The 19,793-nt window shown below is 47.0% G+C and carries 21 protein-coding genes; 16 read left to right on the forward strand and 5 right to left on the reverse strand.

Annotated features, from left to right (window positions below):
* The 5 genes from ONE56_RS00720 (at position 1) to ONE56_RS00740 (ending at position 5,243) form a co-directional block, all read left to right on the forward strand.
* On the forward strand, positions 1–1,044 hold the full coding sequence (locus ONE56_RS00720) for an ABC transporter permease (protein WP_331437245.1): 1,044 nt from the start codon (positions 1–3) through the stop codon (positions 1,042–1,044).
* A 37-nt stretch (positions 1,045–1,081) separates the two neighbouring features.
* Positions 1,082–2,908, forward strand: a complete 1,827-nt coding sequence (locus ONE56_RS00725; protein WP_423840066.1) for an extracellular solute-binding protein — start codon at positions 1,082–1,084, stop codon at positions 2,906–2,908.
* A 37-nt stretch (positions 2,909–2,945) separates the two neighbouring features.
* Positions 2,946–3,803: an ABC transporter ATP-binding protein gene (locus ONE56_RS00730; RefSeq protein WP_423840067.1), complete on the forward strand. Its 858-nt coding sequence runs from the start codon at positions 2,946–2,948 to the stop codon at positions 3,801–3,803.
* A 46-nt stretch (positions 3,804–3,849) separates the two neighbouring features.
* Positions 3,850–4,689 (forward strand): ABC transporter ATP-binding protein, encoded by an 840-nt coding sequence (locus tag ONE56_RS00735; protein ID WP_084735882.1) that lies wholly within the window; start codon positions 3,850–3,852, stop codon positions 4,687–4,689.
* A gap of 128 nt (positions 4,690–4,817) precedes the next feature.
* Positions 4,818–5,243 (forward strand): phosphate-starvation-inducible protein PsiE, encoded by a 426-nt coding sequence (locus ONE56_RS00740; RefSeq protein ID WP_331437242.1) that lies wholly within the window; start codon positions 4,818–4,820, stop codon positions 5,241–5,243.
* 120 nt (positions 5,244–5,363) lie between these two features.
* Here the strand turns inward: ONE56_RS00740 and ONE56_RS00745 are convergent, their stop codons facing one another.
* A complete protein-coding gene (locus tag ONE56_RS00745) occupies positions 5,364–6,146 on the reverse strand; it encodes an AraC family transcriptional regulator (protein WP_423840068.1) in 783 nt (260 codons plus the stop codon).
* Between the two features lie 168 nt (positions 6,147–6,314).
* Between ONE56_RS00745 and ONE56_RS00750 the strand changes: the two genes are divergently transcribed.
* The 3 genes from ONE56_RS00750 to ONE56_RS00760 all read left to right on the forward strand — a co-directional run bounded on the left by ONE56_RS00750 (position 6,315) and on the right by ONE56_RS00760 (position 10,216).
* Positions 6,315–7,274: an ornithine cyclodeaminase family protein gene (locus ONE56_RS00750; protein ID WP_423840069.1), complete on the forward strand. Its 960-nt coding sequence runs from the start codon at positions 6,315–6,317 to the stop codon at positions 7,272–7,274.
* Positions 7,275–7,408: 134 nt separating this feature from the next.
* Positions 7,409–8,893, forward strand: coding sequence for a Na+/H+ antiporter NhaC (gene nhaC, locus ONE56_RS00755; RefSeq protein WP_331437239.1), 1,485 nt, complete (start codon positions 7,409–7,411; stop codon positions 8,891–8,893).
* 42 nt (positions 8,894–8,935) lie between these two features.
* Positions 8,936–10,216 (forward strand): NAD(P)/FAD-dependent oxidoreductase, encoded by a 1,281-nt coding sequence (locus ONE56_RS00760; RefSeq protein ID WP_423840070.1) that lies wholly within the window; start codon positions 8,936–8,938, stop codon positions 10,214–10,216.
* A 237-nt stretch (positions 10,217–10,453) separates the two neighbouring features.
* Here ONE56_RS00760 and ONE56_RS00765 read toward each other — a convergent pair whose 3' ends face one another.
* Positions 10,454–11,320, reverse strand: a complete 867-nt coding sequence (locus tag ONE56_RS00765) for a YicC/YloC family endoribonuclease (protein WP_423840071.1) — start codon at positions 11,318–11,320, stop codon at positions 10,454–10,456.
* A gap of 188 nt (positions 11,321–11,508) precedes the next feature.
* Here ONE56_RS00765 and rph point away from each other — a divergent pair, with 188 nt between their 5' ends.
* From rph to ONE56_RS00780, 3 genes are all read left to right on the forward strand, one after another.
* The gene (gene rph / locus ONE56_RS00770) at positions 11,509–12,225 is read left to right on the forward strand and encodes a ribonuclease PH (protein WP_331437231.1); all 717 of its coding nucleotides are present in this window, start codon (positions 11,509–11,511) and stop codon (positions 12,223–12,225) included.
* A gap of 124 nt (positions 12,226–12,349) precedes the next feature.
* Entirely contained in the window at positions 12,350–12,991 is a 642-nt protein-coding gene (pyrE, locus tag ONE56_RS00775; protein WP_423840072.1) for an orotate phosphoribosyltransferase, read from the forward strand.
* 96 nt (positions 12,992–13,087) lie between these two features.
* A complete protein-coding gene (locus ONE56_RS00780) occupies positions 13,088–13,264 on the forward strand; it encodes a hypothetical protein (RefSeq protein WP_164833049.1) in 177 nt (58 codons plus the stop codon).
* Between the two features lie 97 nt (positions 13,265–13,361).
* On the opposite strand, the gene ONE56_RS00785 is transcribed toward ONE56_RS00780, so the two are convergent.
* The 3 genes from ONE56_RS00785 to coaBC all read right to left on the reverse strand — a co-directional run bounded on the left by ONE56_RS00785 (position 13,362) and on the right by coaBC (position 16,268).
* Positions 13,362–14,312 carry a Kdo(2)-lipid IV(A) acyltransferase gene (locus ONE56_RS00785; protein ID WP_423840073.1) on the reverse strand — a complete coding sequence of 317 codons (951 nt, stop codon included), beginning with the start codon at positions 14,310–14,312 and terminating at the stop codon, positions 13,362–13,364.
* A 5-nt stretch (positions 14,313–14,317) separates the two neighbouring features.
* On the reverse strand, positions 14,318–14,908 hold the full coding sequence (gene slmA / locus ONE56_RS00790; RefSeq protein ID WP_041156232.1) for a nucleoid occlusion factor SlmA: 591 nt from the start codon (positions 14,906–14,908) through the stop codon (positions 14,318–14,320).
* A gap of 160 nt (positions 14,909–15,068) precedes the next feature.
* Entirely contained in the window at positions 15,069–16,268 is a 1,200-nt protein-coding gene (coaBC, locus tag ONE56_RS00795) for a bifunctional phosphopantothenoylcysteine decarboxylase/phosphopantothenate--cysteine ligase CoaBC (RefSeq protein ID WP_423840074.1), read from the reverse strand.
* A gap of 344 nt (positions 16,269–16,612) precedes the next feature.
* Between coaBC and radC the strand changes: the two genes are divergently transcribed.
* The 5 genes from radC to mutM all read left to right on the forward strand — a co-directional run bounded on the left by radC (position 16,613) and on the right by mutM (position 19,734).
* Positions 16,613–17,287 (forward strand): RadC family protein, encoded by a 675-nt coding sequence (gene radC / locus ONE56_RS00800; RefSeq protein WP_041156230.1) that lies wholly within the window; start codon positions 16,613–16,615, stop codon positions 17,285–17,287.
* 302 nt (positions 17,288–17,589) lie between these two features.
* Positions 17,590–17,826, forward strand: a complete 237-nt coding sequence (gene rpmB, locus ONE56_RS00805) for a 50S ribosomal protein L28 (RefSeq protein ID WP_041156229.1) — start codon at positions 17,590–17,592, stop codon at positions 17,824–17,826.
* 13 nt (positions 17,827–17,839) lie between these two features.
* Positions 17,840–18,010, forward strand: a complete 171-nt coding sequence (gene rpmG / locus ONE56_RS00810) for a 50S ribosomal protein L33 (protein WP_004410866.1) — start codon at positions 17,840–17,842, stop codon at positions 18,008–18,010.
* A 334-nt stretch (positions 18,011–18,344) separates the two neighbouring features.
* Positions 18,345–18,821, forward strand: a complete 477-nt coding sequence (locus ONE56_RS00815; protein WP_331437227.1) for a hypothetical protein — start codon at positions 18,345–18,347, stop codon at positions 18,819–18,821.
* A gap of 103 nt (positions 18,822–18,924) precedes the next feature.
* On the forward strand, positions 18,925–19,734 hold the full coding sequence (gene mutM / locus ONE56_RS00820) for a bifunctional DNA-formamidopyrimidine glycosylase/DNA-(apurinic or apyrimidinic site) lyase (protein ID WP_423840075.1): 810 nt from the start codon (positions 18,925–18,927) through the stop codon (positions 19,732–19,734).
* Positions 19,735–19,793: the final 59 nt, after the last annotated feature.

Here is a 19,793-nt window from a genome sequence, read left to right on the forward strand (position 1 = left end):
ATGATTAAAGTCAGTCCATTAACTCAAAAGAAAATTCGCCACTTTAAAGAAATCAAACGAGGTTACTGGTCGTTTGTGATCCTAGCGATCATGTTGATCTTATCGCTGTTCGCTGAGCTATTGATCAACAGTAAAGCCTTGGTGGTGAAGTACGATGGTCACTTCTATTTCCCGGTGGTGAGCGATGTGCGTCTTGGTAGTGAATTTGGCCAAGCCTCCTCCAGTGAAGCTGATTATCGTGTACTACAAAAGACCTTTGCCGACGAAGGGGGAGATAACTTCGTTATTCTGCCAATCGTGCCTTGGAACCCGTATGAGCAAGACTTTAGCGGAGATTTTCCGCCGACCGCTCCTAATGCTGATAACAAACACTACTTGGGTACGGATGTTATCGGCCGTGATATTTTAGCTCGATTGGTTTATGGCTTTCGTACTGCGATGGGGTTTGCTCTGTTAACCATGGTGATCTCATACGCGATTGGTACCGCAGTGGGCTGCGCGATGGGTTATTGGGGCGGTAAGTTTGACCTCTTTGTTCAGCGATTGATTGAAGTGTGGTCTATGGTGCCATTCTTGTATGTCATCATGATCTTAGTTTCTATCGTCCAGCCGACCTTTACGCTTTTTGTTGCGATAAACGTCCTGTTTACTTGGATGGGAATGACGTGGTACATGCGAACCATGACCTATAAAGAAGCGGCGCGGGAATACGTGATGGCGGCGCGGGCATTGGGTGCATCAACCGCGCGGATCCTGTTTAACCACATTTTACCCAACACCATGGTGATGATTGTGACCCTTGCTCCGTTTACGATTGCAGCCAACATTACCGCACTGACGGCACTTGATTATTTAGGTTTAGGCTTGATGCCCCCGACACCAAGTTGGGGTGAATTATTGCAACAAGGTAAGTCTAACCTAGACTCTCCATGGATCGTTGCTTCGGTTGTTACCTCCATTGTTTTGGTACTGGTGATGGTCACGTTCATTGGTGAAGCGATTCGAGCTGCATTCGACCCGAAAAAATTCACACGCTATGTTTAAACAAGTGGTGTGACGAGAACATAAAAAGGGAAGTTTTATGATACGCATATTTTTAGCCTCAACGTTAGGCGCTGTGAGTTTCGGTGCAATGTCCGCGACGCTCCCTGCGGACCTTAACTGGCAAACAAACTGGGATGAGCCGCAATATGGATCGCCTGAAGCGAAACGCGGTGGTACGTACCGTACCTACATGTCCAGTTTTCCCCAAACCTTACGTAGTGTCGGTCCCGATGCCAACGCAGGACTGCGTTCATATTTTTTAGATGAAACGCCAGGCTTGGTCGTTCGTCACCCGGATACTCTAGAATTTATTCCAGAAATGGCCAATGAATGGGCACTCGCGGGTGATAATAAAACGGTTTACTTTAAGCTTAATCCAGCGGCTAAATGGTCGGATGGCGAGCCAGTCACGGCCGACGACTTCGTGTTTATGTTGAAGTTTTACCGCTCAAAAGACATTCTCGAACCTTGGTATAACGACTACTACAGTAAAACCATTGCTGATGTGGTGAAGTACGATACGCATACCTTTTCGGTTTCAGCGGCCAAAGAGTTCAATCCAGAAGAGTTGTTGCTGCGTATGGGCTCGTTGCGACCTCGTCCAGCACACTTCTACGCCAATCCGAAGAAAGACGAAAATGGCGACGGTATTCAGGATAATTTCGTTCGCTACTACAACTTTAAGAGTGAACCGACAACCGGGGCGTATCACCTTGCGGATGTCAAGAAAGGCAGAAGTGTGACGTTTGAGCACGTGGGTGAAGATTGGTGGGGCTATACCAACAAGTATTACAAAAACCGTTATAACGTCGACAAAATTCGTATTACGGTGATCCGTGATAACGATATTGCGATGAAGCACTTTGAAAAGGGCGATCTCGATGCCTTTGGGCTTGTGCTGCCAAGTTTGTGGCATGACAAGTCTAATTCAGGGCCTTATCAGAAAGGCTATATCGAGAAGTTTTGGGGTTATAACCAATACCCTGTAGGGGCTGGTGGAATTTGGATCAATACCGCGCAGCCGTTGCTAAACGATCTGAATATCCGCAAAGGCATCACTTACGCGACAGATTTTGATGGCATGATAGAAAATCTTATGCGTGGTGACTATACACGCAAGCCGAACCCGACGGGGTTTGGACACGGTAAATACACCTTGCCAGATGCAAAAGCGCCGGCCTTTGATGTTGATAAAGCAGTGGTCGCTTTTGAAGCGGCCGGGTTTGACCAAATTGGCCCTGATGGTATTCGTGTCAACGCAGACGGTCAGCGTCTGAGTTTTGAGCTGACGTATGCAACGCCTGTCCATACACCGCGTATCGCTTACCTCAAAGAGCAAGCGAAGCTCGCCGGTTTAGACATTGAGCTGAAACTGATCGACGGCTCATCAATGTTTAAGTACGTCAGTGAGAAAAAACATCAACTTGCGTTCCTGACCATGAGCACGTCCGAGATCCCAACCTATTGGGAGTACTTCCATTCAGCAAATGCGAATAAGCCACAAACCAATAACTTTACCAACTACAGTACGCCTGAGCTGGATAAAAAAATCATGGAGTATCGTTTCAGCTTAGATATGGATAAAAAGGTTCAGCTTGGTTACGAGATTCAGCGTGATATTACCAACGCTTACGTGATCGTTTCTGGATATATGGTGCCTTATGTCCGTTACGGTTACTGGCGTTGGCTCAAACTGCCTGAAAAGCCGATGACGCGAATGACCGAAGCATTATTCAGCGGCGGTATTATTGGCGACGGCACATACTGGATTGACAAGGATGTGAAAAAAGAAACCCAACAAGCGATGAAATCCGGCAAAACCTTTGAGCCAGTGGTGACCATCGACGATACCTACAAGCTGTAAGGTACAAGTTGCAAGGTATAAGTGGTAAGGCGGTGTTATGGAAAACGATGTAATTTTAAGTGTCAAAGACCTCGAAGTAGAGTTCATCACTGACGATGGGCCAGTCAAGGTGCTGCATGGGGTCAACTTTAATGTGCGTGCTGGTCGCACTCTAGGCTTAGTGGGCGAGTCCGGTAGTGGCAAGAGTGTCACCGCTATGTCGATCATGGGGTTATTGCCAAAGCCATACGGAAATATTATTAACGGCGAAGTGAATTACCGTGGCACAAACTTAGTTAATTTGCCGGCAGAGCAGATGTATGCGATGCGTGGAAACCGTATCTCAATTATCTTCCAGGATCCGATGACGGCGTTAAACCCAGTTCATAGTATTGGTCGTCAGATATGCGAAGTGTTGGAACTTCACCGTCCCGAGCTGGATAAGAAAGATCGCCAATCCTATGCAATTGAAATGCTCGATAAAGTAAAAATTCCTATGCCGGAGAAGCGGCTCAACGAGTATCCACATAATTTATCCGGCGGTATGCGACAGCGCGTGATGATCGCTATGGCACTGGCGTGTAAACCGGACATATTGATCTGTGACGAACCGACTACAGCATTGGATGTTACCGTGCAGGCGTCTATCCTTGAACTAATGAACGAGCTGCAAGAAGAAACCGGCATGGCGATGATCTTCATTACTCATGATCTTGGCGTTGTCGCCGAAGTCTGTGATGACGTTGCTGTCATGTACGGTGGTCGAATTGTCGAAAATGCAGAGATCTTTGAGTTGTTTGATAACCCTCAACACCCATACACCGAACGTTTAATGGGATTGATGCCAAGCTTAGATAATGAACCGAAGCAAATGATCGACATCAAACCGATCGATGCCAGTATGTTTGCCAGTTAATGGATACAAAGTGTTCAGTCATGAATCAGTCATAAAAGAGGATGTGATGACAAAAGAAGTATTAAGGATTGAAAATCTTAAGCAGCACTTTGTATCTGGTAAAGGGTTGTTTAAAAAAGGTTATACCATCAAAGCCGTTGATGGTGTCTCTTTGTCGGTGAGTGAAGGAGAAACTCTGGGGCTAGTTGGAGAGTCGGGTTGTGGCAAAAGCACCTTAGGCCGAACCATCCTCAAGCTTTACGAACCCACGGAAGGTAAGATTTTCTTTGAAGGTAAAGACATCACCAGGCTTTCGGTTAAAGAGATGCGCGCATTACGTAAAGAGATGCAGATTGTCTTTCAGGATCCGATGGAGTCACTCAACCAACGCCATACTATCGGTATGATTCTAGAAGAGCCGTTTGTGATTCATAAAGTTGGCACTCCAGCCGAGCGTAAGCAGTGGGTCAAAGAGTTATTAGTCAAAGTGGGCCTGCCAGAAACAGCAGTCAATCGCTATCCGCATGAGTTCTCTGGCGGTCAGCGTCAGCGTATCGGGATTGCTCGAGCGATCGCGCTTAAGCCAAAACTACTGATTTGTGATGAGTCGGTGTCCGCGTTGGATGTTTCCGTTCAGGCACAAATTCTGAACTTGCTATTGCAGCTGCAACAGGAAATGAACCTGGCGATTATTTTCATTTCGCATGACCTATCGGTGGTAAAACATGTCTCGGATAAAGTTGCGGTGATGTACTTTGGTAAAGTGGTAGAAGCGGGCAGCGCGAAAGACATCTACGCCAATCCGCAAAATGAATACACCAAAAAACTGCTCTCTGCTATTCCTATCACGCACCCTAAATACCGTAAGAAAAAGCGTCTGGCTGAAAAAAAGCAGCAAGTGGCGTAAGTCGTGCCACTACGACAGTCAACCAGCACCGCTCTGGCAAGTAGTCAGAGCGTTTTTCTTTAGTATGCTTTTTGTACTTACATGCTAAACTCAGGCTTATCTATTTGGTTTTGTTTGGATAATTGGCTATGGCGTCAGAATTACCTAAATCGTTCAGTCGACCGTTTTTAAAAATCTTCCACTTCTTCGAAGCGGTATTATTGGTCGCGATCACCTTGGCGACGCTCTACGCCATGGTGCAAGAGTTCATTCATGTGTTTGTCGAAAAGCGCGTCCTGCTTACCGACATCTTATTAATGTTCATTTATCTCGAAGTGTTGGCGATGGTGCGCCAGTTCGTCATGAACGGCAAGATCCCGGTACGTTATCCGATGTACATCGCAATGATGGCCATTGCGCGCTACATCACTTTAGGTATGAAAGAGTTAGATGCAGTCCCAGTCGTATGGCTCTCCTTGGCTGCGCTGATACTCGCCGCTGCCACGTTGTTAATTCGCGCTGGTCACCATTATTGGCCCTACGTTGATAACCGAACTTTGGAAAAAGACGAATAAAAGACGAATAAAAGAAGTCGACGATGAGTTTTGCGTCAAAATCGCCATAAGGTGACAAAGAGTGGTTTGTGAACGCCATTCGTTATTCGCATTGATATTACTTAAGCCCGTGGTATACGTTTAGCGCGATGTTCGACGTACGTCACTAGGTGAATGTTGAAAGCTGCGTTTGTACGCACGAGAAAAGCTCGACAGCTGTGAAAATCCCACTTCGGCGGCGAGTTCTGTCATAGGCATATGGCTGTTACGCAGCAAAAATTGTGCTTTTTGCATGCGTCGCTGCAAAACGTACTTTTGTGGCGTCACCCCAAACTGCCTTTGGAATAAGCAGTAAAAATGACTTTCGCTGAGGTGCATGGCCTGAGCAAGCTGAGCATTGGTTAACGGCGTCGAAATGTTTTTATCGATATACGTATTTAAATGGCTAGCTTCCAAGCGACGATGCGGGGCAGGTAGCGTTGCACTGGATGACATTTGACCAAGCTGCGTTAAAAATAATGACACGAGCTGGCAGTTTATCTGTGGTGACATTTGGCCTTGGCTGACTTTCTGCGCAGCAAAATCGAGCAATACCTGACTTTCTGTGCCTAGGTTTAGGAAGTAAGGCTGTTGAAATACCGACTCCTTTAATGACAAATTACACGCTTGTTCCAGCGCTTGTATGTAAGGATCTGCTGGCGCTAAGTCGATGACGAATAACTCACTGTCTTCACTTAAACCATTATAAAAATGAGGAGCATTATCCGGCACTATCGCCACAGTGCCATGCCCTATATTTCCACTTTCAAGTTCAAACTCGCACGCCATTGTACCTCGCCAGCCTAACAATATCTGAGCATAGTTGTGCAGATGTTGGCCTTGTCGTCTGGCAATAACATTTCTTCTTATCTGAGTTTGATTCACAGTGAGTTTCCTACTTTTCTCTGCGCGCTGAGTTTCCCCAAAGTAACTTTTCCTTCTCCAACGTTTTTCAGTTTCGGAGTCTGGGGTAAATACCACAGAGTTTCGGGCAAATGAATGGCGCTATTAATAGGTAAAATAACAATATATTAACAATAAAGGAAGAATGACATGCAACTCAACCAGAAACAGGTTTGCGACGCACTACCTTGGCTACCATTGGTCGACGCTTTAAAAGATATTTTTACACGTGATGTAACGGCGCCTATTCGTCACCATCACACAATGAACGTACCGCAAGACCCTAGCGCGACCTTGTTATTAATGCCGGCATGGATTGAAGGAGAGTACTTGGGCGTAAAACAGGTGAATGTCTTTCCGGGGAACTCTGCTCGTAATCAACCTGGACTCAGCAGTCATTATTTACTGAGTTGTGGTCAGACAGGACAAATGCTGGCCCAGATCGATGGTAATGAGCTCACTGCGCGCAGAACTGCGGCGGCTTCGGCACTGGCTTCTCGTTACCTCTCGCGTGAAGCGACCAGAAAAATGTTGATGGTTGGGGCAGGGCGCGTTGCACGACGTCTAATACCAGCCCATATGAGTGTACGTCCCATTGAAACGGTTCATGTATGGGATATTAATTCGGCCGCGGCTGAGCAATTGGCTACAGAATTGCGTGATGAAGGCGTTGATGCCATTGCATGCTCCGATGAGCAGTTAGAAACGGTCGCGCGCGAAGCCGATCTCATTAGCTGTGCCACGCTTTCAACCGAACCACTCATTAAAGGTGAGTGGCTTAAGCCGGGTGCGCACTTAGATTTAGTGGGGAGTTTTACGCCGACAATGCGTGAGACCGATAACGAAGCGTTGCAGCGAGCGAATGTATTCGTGGATGTGAAGGCGGCGGCACTGGTTGAAACGGGCGAGTTGATCATGCCTATCCGTGACGGAGCGATTACCGAAGATAAAATCTTAGCGGACTTTTCGGGGTTGTGTCGTGGCCAACATGCAGGGCGTGCAGCCCTCGACGAGCCAGAAACAGCGATCACCTTATTTAAATCGGTCGGTGACTCTCGTGAAGATCTGGCGGGCGCGATTCTGGCTTATCAGTCAGTTCAGATTGCGTAAATAGTAATCAAGCTGACGCATATCTTGGCTTTTCTTTTGCCCTGCTTGCGGTGTTGTTATCCGCTATCAGGCTTTCCATGCGTGCCGCATCTTTTTAGGTGCGGTCCTGCGCAACGTGATTCGGAAAAAGACCTATGACTAAAAAGAACTCAGATTATACGGCACCGCCACCATTAGGCCTGGCAGTCGTACCGATTATCCTCACTATTGGCTTGTTAGCGACACAGATTTTTTATTATGACGATTTTACTCCTCATATCGCGTTAGCTATTGGTTTTGCTATTACTGCGTTAGTCGGTTGGTATCAGGGGCTACGTTGGCAGGACATCGAGTCCGGCGCATTTCGTGTCTTACACGTGGCGATGCCCTCTATTGCGACCCTTATTGTGGTAGGGATGCTGGTAAGTACCTGGATAGCTAGTGGTACGGTGCCTACCCTAATTTATTACGGCTTAGTCTTGATTGAACCGGAGTGGTTTCTGGCAGCGACCATGCTGTTGTGCTCTGTAGTATCTCTTTCAATTGGTTCGAGTTGGACAACCGTGGGCACGGTCGGCCTAGCGTTAGTTGGAATCGGTTTTGCGTTTGGTATTCCTGCGTATTGGACGGCAGGTGCTGTTGTCTCTGGGGCTTTTTTTGGCGATAAGATTTCACCGCTGTCGGATACCACGAACCTTGCTGCTGCCGTAACCGAAACCAATGTATTCGCTCATATTCGCAATATGATGCCGACAACCATACCCGCAATGCTGATCGCTTTGACGCTGTACTCGATTCTGGGTGGTGCAGTAATGGGAGATGCGACCTCTGGCGCCCAGCAACAGCTACAACAAATTACCGCAATTCAATCGGGGCTGGAGAGTCACTTTTCGCTCGGTTTTCTGCCTTTGCTGCCGCTCTTTGTGGTGATGCTATTGGCGTTTTATAAGATAGCACCTATCCCAGCCCTGTTTATTGGCTTTGTTCTCGGGGCAGGTGTCGCGGTTCATAATTATGACTATAACCTGAATGATATTCTCACCTTTGCCCACAGTGGGTACAAGATAGAGACAGGTTCGGCTGCGCTGGATAACTTGCTCAATCGCGGTGGCGTCACCTCAATGACTTGGGTGATCACTTTGATGATGTTCGCCTTGGCATTTGGTGGTGCACTGGAGCGGACTGGGTGTTTGGAGTCGGTCGTGAATGCCGTGATGAAGTCGACACGAGGCTTTAAAGGGTTACAAACGAATGCCATTCTGACTTCTATTGCGACCAACGCCGTATCAGGTGATGTATACCTATCGATTGCCTTACCTGGGCGTATGTTTGGGCCGCAATATGACAAGTTGGGCTATAGCCGACTTAACCTCTCCAGAGCGATTGAAGAAGGGGGAACTTTAGTCTCGCCATTGATCCCTTGGAATGCGGGTGGCGCATTTGTGATGGGAACCTTGGGGCTGATTGTCGCACCGGGCGATTACAGTGCTTTGTTGTACGCTCCGTTAGCGTTTGCTTGTTGGTTATCACCAGCGATTGGCATTTTATATGCTCAAACGGGGTGGTTCTCAAAGCGAGTGGAGCAAGAGGCGACGGCAAGCTCGGAGTCCGGCTCACCAGTGAGCAGCAGCTCTCATTAAATCGTATCCAATACCTTTTTCATCTAAGTCAGTAGGTAGAACATGACACAACCCGCGATACATATCGCTTTTAACGACAAGTCCTCAGTTGCTGTAGTGGGAGCTGGAGTTGTAGGGCTTTGCACAGCGCTAGAAGCACAGCGCCATGGCTATCAAGTCACTTTGTTTGACAAAGGTTTGCCCGGTAAAGGCGCGTCGTTCGGTAATGCTGGTTATTTAGCAACAGAATTGATTGAACCTCTGGCAACGAAAAAAATATTGGCTGCCGCACCAAGGATGTGGATGGATCCTAAGGGGCCATTGGCCCTACCTTGGACGTATTTACCTAAAGCCCTGCCTTGGTTGGCGCGTTTTGTTCGCTCTGCCTCTTCTTCGCGAGTGGAGTTTGGTCGACAAGCGCTTTACCAGCTCAACCAAGCCGCCATTCCTGCTTGGCAACGCTGTTTGGCGGATATTGGGGCCGAAGAGTACCTCGTGCCGTCAGGCTACTTGCTGGTATGGGAGTCAAAAAATAAGTTAGATGAGGCTAAAGCGCATGCTGCTTACCTTGCTCAATGGAACATAGAAAGTGTCCTACTGCAAGGTGCACAACTGAGGGAAAAAGAGCCAGAGCTGGCTGATACTGTTAGTCACGCTCTGTTTTTCCCCAATGCGTGTCGAGTGAAAGATCCTTACTTACTGTCGAAACAACTGTTTGCGGTTTTTCAAGCGCGTGGTGGGTGTTTTGAACAAACCGAAGTCAGTGAAATTCTTCCGCAAGAGAACGCAGTAGAGGTAGTCACGACGAGTAAAAATAGGTTCGAACATGTGGTGCTTTGCACGGGCGCTTGGGGTAAGCCACTGTTAGAACAAACAGGGATATCTGTCCCACTTGAAGCAGAGCGCGGCTACCACCTAACGATAGAGACTGCCGATATGGAGACGCCGCTACTCCAACATCCTATTGGTTCCGCGGAACGTAAATTTGTGATGAGTCCTTTAGAATCTGGTTTAAGGGTGGTGGGCATCACTGAAATTGCTGGTTTGCGTTTACCTGAGTTTGCTCGCCGGTTTAATGTGCTGCGCCATCATAGTAAGCAACTATTACCAAGATTAAACAACTCTGCTCTTAACGTGAGTGAATGGATGGGACATCGGCCGACTCTGGTGGATTCGTTGCCTGTGATAGACCAGCACCCGAGTTATCCACGGTTATTGTTTGCCTTTGGGAATCAGCACTTAGGGCTGACTCAAGCAGCCATTAGTGCAGAGTTAGCTATTAGTCTATTGCGCGAAGCGGAGCCTGAGTGTGATTTGGAACCCTATCGGGTAGACCGGTTCTAAGGGCTAAAGACAGTCGTTAGTAGAACGATAAAAGATCGGCGCGAATGGCGGTGATTTTGCTCACCCTACCTATTGGCTCTCACTTGCACATCATTGACATATCACCGCTTGCCTACACTTGATTATTTCCCGCTTATTCGTGGCTGTTGATGAATTTCATGGATATTTATAGACGATTAAAACTACAAAGCCCTTTTAATCAAGGGCTTTGTAGAACGTTAAACAATAAGTTGAACGTTATTCAATATTCTGGATCTGCTCACGCATTTGCTCAATAAGCACTTTTAACTCAACGCCAGATGCGGTGATGTCGGTGCTGATGGATTTAGACGCGAGGGTGTTCGATTCACGGTTGAACTCTTGCATCATGAAATCGAGACGACGACCTACTGAGCCACCTTTTTTCAAAATATTGGTGGCTTCCTTAACGTGAGAGTCAAGGCGGTCCAGTTCTTCAGCTACGTCAGACTTTTGTGCCAATAGAATAAGCTCTTGTTCAACACGCGATGGATCTAATTCCACTTTGGCGTCTTCAAATTTGGAGAACAAACGTTCACGTTGCCACTCTAAAATCTCAGGCATGCGCGCACGCACTTTCACCACTTCTGCAGTGATCGCCTCTAAACGTTGCTCGATCAGGGCTTTCATGTTGTCGCCTTCACGACCACGAGCTTCAATAAAGTCGCTGAGTGCCTCTTCAAAGCCTTCTAGCAATGCTTTATTGACGGTATCCATGTCTTGCTCTGGCGTTTCCATGACACCTGGCCATTGCATGACTTGGAATGGGTTGATGCGGCTCAGTTCGCCCGTCATATGCATCACTTGTTCTGCCGCTTTAATCACTTGGTTAGCCAGTGACTCATTGATGCTGAGTTCACCTTTTGCGGCTGGGTTAGCTTCAAAGCGAAGGTTACATTCCACTTTACCGCGGGCTAAACGCTTACGAAAACGCTCACGCAATACTGGCTCGAGTGCGCGAAACTGCTCTGGCATGCGAAAGTAGGTTTCTAGGTAACGTTGGTTAACGCTGCGGATTTCCCATACCGCAGAACCCCAATCGCCTTTTACTTCTTTGCGTGCATACGCCGTCATACTGTAAATCATCGAATTTTCCTGTCTTCAATTTTTGAAAATTACTTAAAGAGTGTATCACGGAGCAGAGGTGGGTGCGCGGGGGAGGAGGGGAAATGTTTACGGTGTGGCGAATGTGTAACCTATGAATTCGATATTGATTCCGTTATAATCCCCGCCCAACCAAATCGTCTTCTCCTCATTATTTAAGGTAGATGCCCATGCGTCCAAACGATCGCAAGGCGGACCAAGTTCGCCCAATCAAAATGACCCGAAACTACACAGCTTATGCTGAAGGCTCTGTGCTAGTTGAGTTCGGTAACACCAAAGTGTTGTGTAATGCGACCGTCGAAGAATCGGTTCCTCGCTGGCTAAAAGGCCAAGGCAAAGGCTGGGTCACAGCAGAATATGGCATGCTACCACGTGCTACGCACTCTCGTACCCGTCGCGAAGCGGCCAGTGGTAAGCAGGGCGGCCGCACGATGGAAATCCAACGTCTTATTGCTCGCAGCTTACGTGCCGTGGTGGACTTAAAAGCCATGGGTGAGTTCATGATCACGGTTGACTGTGACGTTATCCAAGCCGATGGTGGTACACGTACGGCATCAATCAGTGGTGCAAGCGTTGCTATGGCCGATGCGTTCCAACACCTGGTTGATAACGGCAAGCTAAAAGCTAACCCGATGAAAGGCCATGTAGCGGCTGTGTCTGTTGGATTGCTGGGTGATGATGTCTTATGTGACCTTGAATATGTCGAGGATTCTGCGGCTGATACTGACATGAATGTTGTCATGACAGAAGAAGGCAAGATGATCGAAATCCAAGGCACGGCAGAAGGTGAACCGTTCAGCCACGAACAGCTGATGGCATTGCTAGAATCGGCGAAAGGCGGGATTACCGAAATCGTCGCGGCGCAGAAGGCGGCGTTAGAAAATTAATTGTTTAAATAGCTTCCCGTTAAGGAAGCTATTTTTTTAAGTATTCCTAGGACCTAGGACCTAGGACCTAGGACCTAGGACCTAGATACTGATATCCATAAAAACTGAAAATCGAGAGAAAATAATGAAAGCATACCAGCGTGAATTTATTGAGTTTGCACTTGAGAAAGAAGTTCTTAAGTTTGGTGAGTTTACTTTGAAATCAGGCCGTAAAAGCCCTTACTTCTTTAACGCTGGTCTTTTCAATACAGGTCGTGACTTAGCGCGTCTTGGCCGCTTTTATGCCGCGGCTCTAGCAGATTCAGGCATCGAGTTTGATGTGTTATTTGGCCCAGCATACAAAGGCATCCCAATTGCGACAACGACGGCAGTTGCTCTGGCGGATCACCATGATATCGATACGCCTTACTGCTTTAACCGTAAAGAAGCCAAAGACCATGGCGAAGGTGGTAACTTGGTTGGGTCTGCACTTGAAGGCCGTATCATGCTGGTGGATGATGTGATCACGGCAGGTACAGCCATTCGTGAATCGATGGAAATCGTCAAAGCTAATGGCGCTGACTTAGCGGGTGTGTTGGTGGCGATTGACCGCCAGGAGAAAGGCAAAGGCGAACTGTCTGCGATTCAGGAAGTGGAACGTGATTTCGGCTGCGCGGTTGTTTCTATCGTCAGTTTAGGTGATTTGGTCACTTACCTTGAAGAAAAAGGCAACGCAACAGAACATCTCGATGCGGTGAAAGCGTACCGTGCGCAATATGGGATTTAAAACAAGGTCCTAGGGGAGTAAACATAGGTCCCAGGTTTTAGGGTCCTAGGTCCTAGGTTTAGCGCGCTGCAACTCAAGAGATAAACGGTGGGCTTTGTGTTTGCTGTTTTGGAATACAGAGCGCTTCGCTTACAGATTACGGAATACGGAGAAGGTCCTAGGGAAAAACAGATCCTAGGTCCTAGGTGTGGTACACGAGGCTTCGGTGTGCCTTTGTCGGTATTTGTTTTTGCTGTTTGGAATACAGATTACGGAGTACTGAAAACGGGATAATCTTTTCCTGTAATCCGTAATCCCAAATCCTTTCCCTAGGGCCTAGAACCTAGGATCCTAAGACCTTTTTAAACCTAGGACCTTTTTCCCCTAGCCCTTATTTATAACGAATCCCTTTCGGTACGTTTTCATCCGCCATGGTCTTGTAGCGCTTGTGCAGCCACATCCATTGCTCAGGCGCACGCAGGATCACTTCTTCAACGTACTTGTTCATGTAGGCGGCAGCGGCCACTTCGTCTTTTTGTGGGTAATCGGCTTCGATGCACTTATCAGCGATGATCTCGTATTTTCCTTGTGCATTGCGAAAGCCTGAGCCCGGAATGATGGCACATTTTGATGTGTACGCCAGAATGCTGGTTCCTGTGGTCGTACACGCATCCTCTACGGCGAAGAAAGGCACATAAACCGATTTATTGCGGCCGTAGTCATGATCCGGTAAATAAAACAGACGCTCGCCGCTGCGTAGTACGCGGATCATCTTCTTCACGTCTTTACGGTCAATTAACTTGTTGCCGTTATGCGTACGCCCCCAGTATTGAATAAAGTTGTAAGCATCATTGTCGTGCGGACGGAATGCGCCATAACCGGGAACGCCAAGTACGGCAAAGGCTCGCGCCGTTATCTCTAAGTTTAAAGCGTGAACGCAGCACAGTAGCACCCCTTTGCCTTCGGCATCTTTTTGCCTCAGAGCATCGAGATCTTTCTCTACGATAAGGGTTTTAAAACGCCAGGTAGGCCAAAACCACGTAATTCCCGTTTCAATCAACGCCATGCCGGTGTTTTTAAAATTCTCTTCCACGATGGCTTGAACGTCTTCTGGCGTTTTGTCTGGAAACGCGAGCTCCAGATTGCGCGTTGCTACATGGACACGACTTTTGCCGTAGCGCATGCCCAGCTTACCGACAGCGCGACCTAATGACAGCAATAGGCGATAAGGCAGAATATTGACGACGATGGCCAGCAGACCAAAACCAAGCCAGACTCCCCAGTTACGAGGATGAAGAAGGGAAAGAGAAAATTCAGGCTGTTTAAGGTTGTCTTTACTCATAATCTTTACTTAATTTGTGCGCTTAGCAGAGCCCAGTACTCGTCAAAGTTTGCAGTTGGCTGATATTTAAAGTCACTGCGTACAAAGCGGTTCAGGCTGCCTTCTACTTGCCCCAAAATTTGCGCGGCAAGAATTCGTTCTTCGACAGGGAAAGATTTACCTTCACGTAGCTTACGCTCGCGTAGGATCTGACGCAATTGGGTTTCAATGCGTTCAAACAACTGATTAATGCGTTCACGTAGACGTTCATTTTCGAACATCAAAGCATGGCCAGAAAGAATACGTGTTAGACCTGGATTACGTTCTGAAAAAGCAAGAATCAAATGCATCACCATGCGGATGCGCTCTAAGGTATCTTTCTCGTCGTCCAAAATGCGATTGATACGCGTCATTAACGCTTCTTCAATGAACTCAATCAACCCTTCAAACATACGGGCTTTACTTGGGAAGTGGCGGTATAGTGCGGCTTCAGATACACCGACTTGTTTTGCCAGCTTTGCCGTAGTAATGCGGGAAGCGCCGTCGGTCGACTCAAGCATTTCTGCTAATGCTTGTAAGATCTCTTCACGACGATTGGATTTTCTACTACCGGCCATTAGTTACTTCCTTTCAAAATACAAAGTTGAGCGGAGGGGATTATAAGACGCTATGCTGCATCAAACTAGACTACTGAGAGCGGAATGGGAGATTTAACGCTCTCAATTGTCATGTGCGTAGCAAATTTATGCCAGTTTTTGACAAAAATTGAAGCTTTAGTTACATAAGTTCGTGCATTTTTTCCAGAACTTTAAAGCTCAAGGCTTCTTTTGATTCCAAAGCGAGAGTCAGTTCACCTTCTGGCCAAAACAGCGTGAGCGCATTGTTACTGCTGTTAAAGCCTTGGCCTGCAACCGATACATCGTTTGCACAGATCATGTCGAGGTTCTTCTTGGCTAATTTACCACGTGCGTACGTTTCGACATCGTTGGTTTCAGCAGCAAAACCAACCGTAAATGGACGTTGCTCTGTCAATGCGGAAACCGAGGCCACAATATCAGGGTTTTTGACCATTTTGATGACCATATGATCGTTGTTTTCTGTCTTTTTCAATTTTTGAGACGCCACGTCTTGAGGGCGATAGTCCGCCACCGCAGCGCAACTGATAAAGGCATCGTGACTGACGGCATTTTCCATCACCGCGTCATACATTTCTTGCGCACTTGAAACGTCAATACGCGCAACACCACTTGGCGTGTTTAAGCTTACTGGACCACTGACTAAAGTCACTGTCGCGCCCATTTGAGCCGCTGCACTGGCCAATGCATAGCCCATTCTCCCAGAGCTGTGGTTAGTTAGGTAGCGCACCGGGTCGAGTGCTTCGCGCGTCGGTCCTGCACTAATCAGTATTGATTTTCCTGCCAAAAGTTTTGGCTGAAAGAATTGCTCACATAAATGCACCAACTGCATCGGTTCCAACATACGGCCCGGACCCACATCGCCACAGGCTTGTTCGCCAGCTGCCGGTCCCCAAATGTGCATGCCTCGACGTGCCAGGGTTGCAATGTTCTCTTGTGTCGCGACGTTTTGATACATCTGCTGGTTCATCGCAGGAGATACCGCAACTGGCGCATCAGTGGCAAGTACCAAGGTGGTCAGTAAATCATTGCCCATGCCGGCAGCCATACGCGCAATTAAGTCCGCCGTGGCAGGCGCGAGTAGAACGATATCGGCCCATTTGGCGAGTTCAATGTGTCCCATTGAAGCTTCAGCCGCAGGGTCGAGTAAGCTGTCAGAGACTGGATTACCTGAGACGGCTTGCATGGTAAGAGGGGTAATAAATTCCTTGGCGGCTTTAGTCATCACAACCTGAACTTGCGCGCCTCTTTCGATGAGACGACGCGTTAGCTCCGCACATTTATATGCAGCTATGCCGCCACTGATGCCGAGTAGAATTTTCTTTCCTGCGAGTGTTTGCATGTGAGATCTCCAATTTTTCTGGCGACGATTTTAGCACAACTACCAAAAGTCTCATCGTCTGCTTATCTCTTGCTGAGCATAATACTCACCGTTTTAGGGTGTTCTGAACCTTATATATGGAACAGAGAATAGAGAGATATATGCAAGACTAAACTCAAAAGTGCCCTCACTTAAGCTTTCTCACCACGATGATAGAAGCTCTCGATTGAGTCGGAGATTATCACTATTGATGAACGACTAAATTACACAGAAAGCCATAATGACACGAAAAAAGCGCACGATGAGCTCGACTTTAGTGCTTTATTTTGTGCAATAAGGGCTGTTTATCTTCAATGAGAAGCCTGATGATACTAAAAGCTCTGCCGAGTGAGTCGATGCCGAGAGAGAAATTACTCCAGCGCGGCCCTCAAGCATTAAGTGATGCTGAACTGCTGGCGATTTTTCTCCGGACTGGAACGCAAGGTATGAATGTACTCGAACTGGCCGACTTCCTTATTCAGGATTTTGGGTCTTTAAGACAGTTGTTCTCAGCGTCAGAAAAAGAATTTTGCCAACACAAAGGATTAGGGCAAGCCAAATACGTGCAACTCCAAGCGGTCTTAGAAATGACGCAGCGTTATTTGGCGGAAACTTTAAAGCGTGGGGATGCGCTGACCAGTCCGGAACAGACCAAGTTATATCTTTCTTCTATATTAAGAGATCGACAAAGAGAGGCATTTTACATTCTTTTCCTAGATAACCAGCATAGAGTGATAAAAGATGAAATCTTGTTTGAAGGAACATTGGATGCGGCGTCTGTGTATCCACGAGAAGTGGTTAAGCGAGCCTTACATCACAACGCAGCAGCTTTGATTTTAGCGCATAATCATCCATCTGGAGTGGCAGAGCCTAGCCAAGCCGATAGAAGAATTACTCGTCGTTTAATTGATGCGTTAGCGCTGGTGGATATTCGTATTTTGGACCATTTCGTCATCGGTGACGGAGAAAGTGTTTCTTTTGCAGAAAGAGGGTGGATATAACTGTGCGTTTTTTAGGTTGTTAGTTGCTAAAAATCTGCTATCATCCACGCCACTAAATTTTTAACTGAATTCAGCTTGGACTGCTAAAAAAATCTGCTGTCTAAAAAAAGATCACGAAAACCTGTAAAAAGGATCTGTTCGGGTCTTGAGCAATGCATATCAAGTTAGTATAATGCGCGACCTTTGATAGCCTTGTATGGATTTTCCATAGCGGTTCTTAACCTCTAACTTCTTTCCAAGAAATAGAGAGGTTCGGCCACCAAGGTTGATATCGAGCTGAAACGATTTTGGAGAAGACATTCATGTCACGAGTATGCCAAGTAACTGGTAAGCGTCCAGTAACGGGTAACAACCGTTCACACGCACGAAATGCTACTAAGCGTCGTTTTCTGCCGAACCTACAAACTCATCGTTTCTGGGTAGAGAGCGAAAAACGTTTTGTTAAACTACGTCTATCTGCTAAAGGTATGCGCATCATCGATAAGAAAGGTATTGATACCGTTCTTGCAGACATGCGTACACGTGGCGAAAACGTTTAAGAGGAAATAAGCAATGGCAAAGAAAGGCGTTCGTGAGAAAATCCGTCTAGTATCTTCTGCAGGTACAGGCCACTTCTACACAACTGATAAGAACAAGCGTAACATGCCAGGCAAATTTGAGATCAAGAAATTTGATCCAGTAGTTCGCCAGCACGTTATGTACAAAGAAGCAAAAATCAAGTAATTGATTCCGTCTCTTTAGTGTATTGAAAAACCCAGCTCTCGAGCTGGGTTTTTTTTTACAAGGTTCTAGGTAGCTAGGATCCTAGGTCCTAGGTGGAGTTTGCTGAATCTTCTGTGTTTAGCACTTAGGGGATTGTGTTTGTGGTTTTAGGGAATACGGAGCGCTTCGCTTACAGAGTACGGACTACAGATAGGTATATTCCGTAGTCTGTATTCCGTAATCCGTAATCTTTTCCTAGGACCTAGGACCTAGGACCTAGTACCTTTCTTTCCCCTAGCACCTAGGAACCTAGGATCTTATAATCTTAAGACCACTTAACCTCGGATATAAAAAAATGCGCATTAGTCCGGCTCGTCGCCGCCGATGGAACAATATTCTGATGCTTGGCATCATCGCATTTATTGTTATTTTAAATGCGCCGACGTGGATCAAAACCTACTTGTTATCGGAAGAGGCTGATTCTTATCCGAACTTGTTACGTTCCGATCATGAGGTGAGTGCAATTTACTACGGTGGTTGGGAATTAGAGAACATTGACGGGCAGTGGCAATCGAACATTAAAGCCAATATTCCTGCGCAACAACTGGTGTCTCGCTGGCAGTCTTTGGAAGGAACCGAGCTTTCTGCTGAGCAATACCAACAGTTGAAGCCTGAGCTAAAAGCCCCAGAAACCATCGAAATTTGGTATCAAGGTATTGAAGAGCCGCAACGTGTGACCTTTTATCGCCTTAAAAACTTTTGGCTTTTCAAAAACTGGCAAGAACAATGGATTGCGGTTTCGGTCGATGGCAATTACCTGCTTCCTGAATAACCCGAATTGTTCGAGTAACCTTAAAAACCTTCCGTATATCTCTTTCTGCATTTCGATTATGCTAACCCAAATTGCGGAATCAAGTGGATAAATGGAGCCAAACATGCCTGAATTACCCGAAGTAGAAGTCAGCCGAATGGGGATTAGCCCACACCTAGTCGGACAGACGATTCAGTCATTTACGTTTCGAACGCCCAAATTGCGTTGGGACATTCCTCAGGAGCTAAAGCTGCTTGAAGGCCAAGTCATCCGCACCATTAGCCGCCGCGCTAAATATTTATTAATTGAAACCGACAGAGGAACCGCGATTGTGCACTTGGGCATGTCGGGGTCACTGCGGGTGCTAGATGCGGAGTTTCCTGCGGCAAAGCACGATCATGTTGATCTTAAACTGAACAACGGCAAAATTCTGCGTTATAACGATCCGCGTCGTTTTGGCGCTTGGCTCTGGTGTGCGCCGGGTGAATCCCATGCAGTACTAGAGCATATCGGGCCTGAACCATTAACCGAGGCGTTCAACCCGGAGTACGTGGCCGAAAAAGCCCAAGCGAAGCGAGTCGCAGTCAAACAGTTCATTATGGATAACAAAGTCGTCGTTGGTGTGGGGAATATCTACGCTAATGAATCGCTGTTTAAGTCCCGCATTCATCCCACCCGACCTGCTGGTAAAGTCACGGCACAAGAGTGGAGTTTGTTGGTAGAAAATATCAAAGTCACACTCGCCATTGCCATCAAACAAGGTGGAACGACACTTAAAGACTTCGCTCAAGCTGACGGAAAACCAGGCTATTTTGCTCAAGAGTTATTGGTTTATGGGAAAGCTGGAGAGCCTTGCCCGCAATGCGGTGAGCCGTTGCAAGAGCTAAAAATTGGTCAGCGAAATACGTTCTTTTGTGATGACTGTCAGGAGTGAGTGTATTTGAACGGTGAGTTACCGGAAGAAAGGAGCCTGACAAACGTTTGTATCGTATC

It is taken from the genome of Vibrio mytili, assembly GCF_049563345.1.
GTDB classification, from domain to species: domain Bacteria; phylum Pseudomonadota; class Gammaproteobacteria; order Enterobacterales; family Vibrionaceae; genus Vibrio; species Vibrio mytili.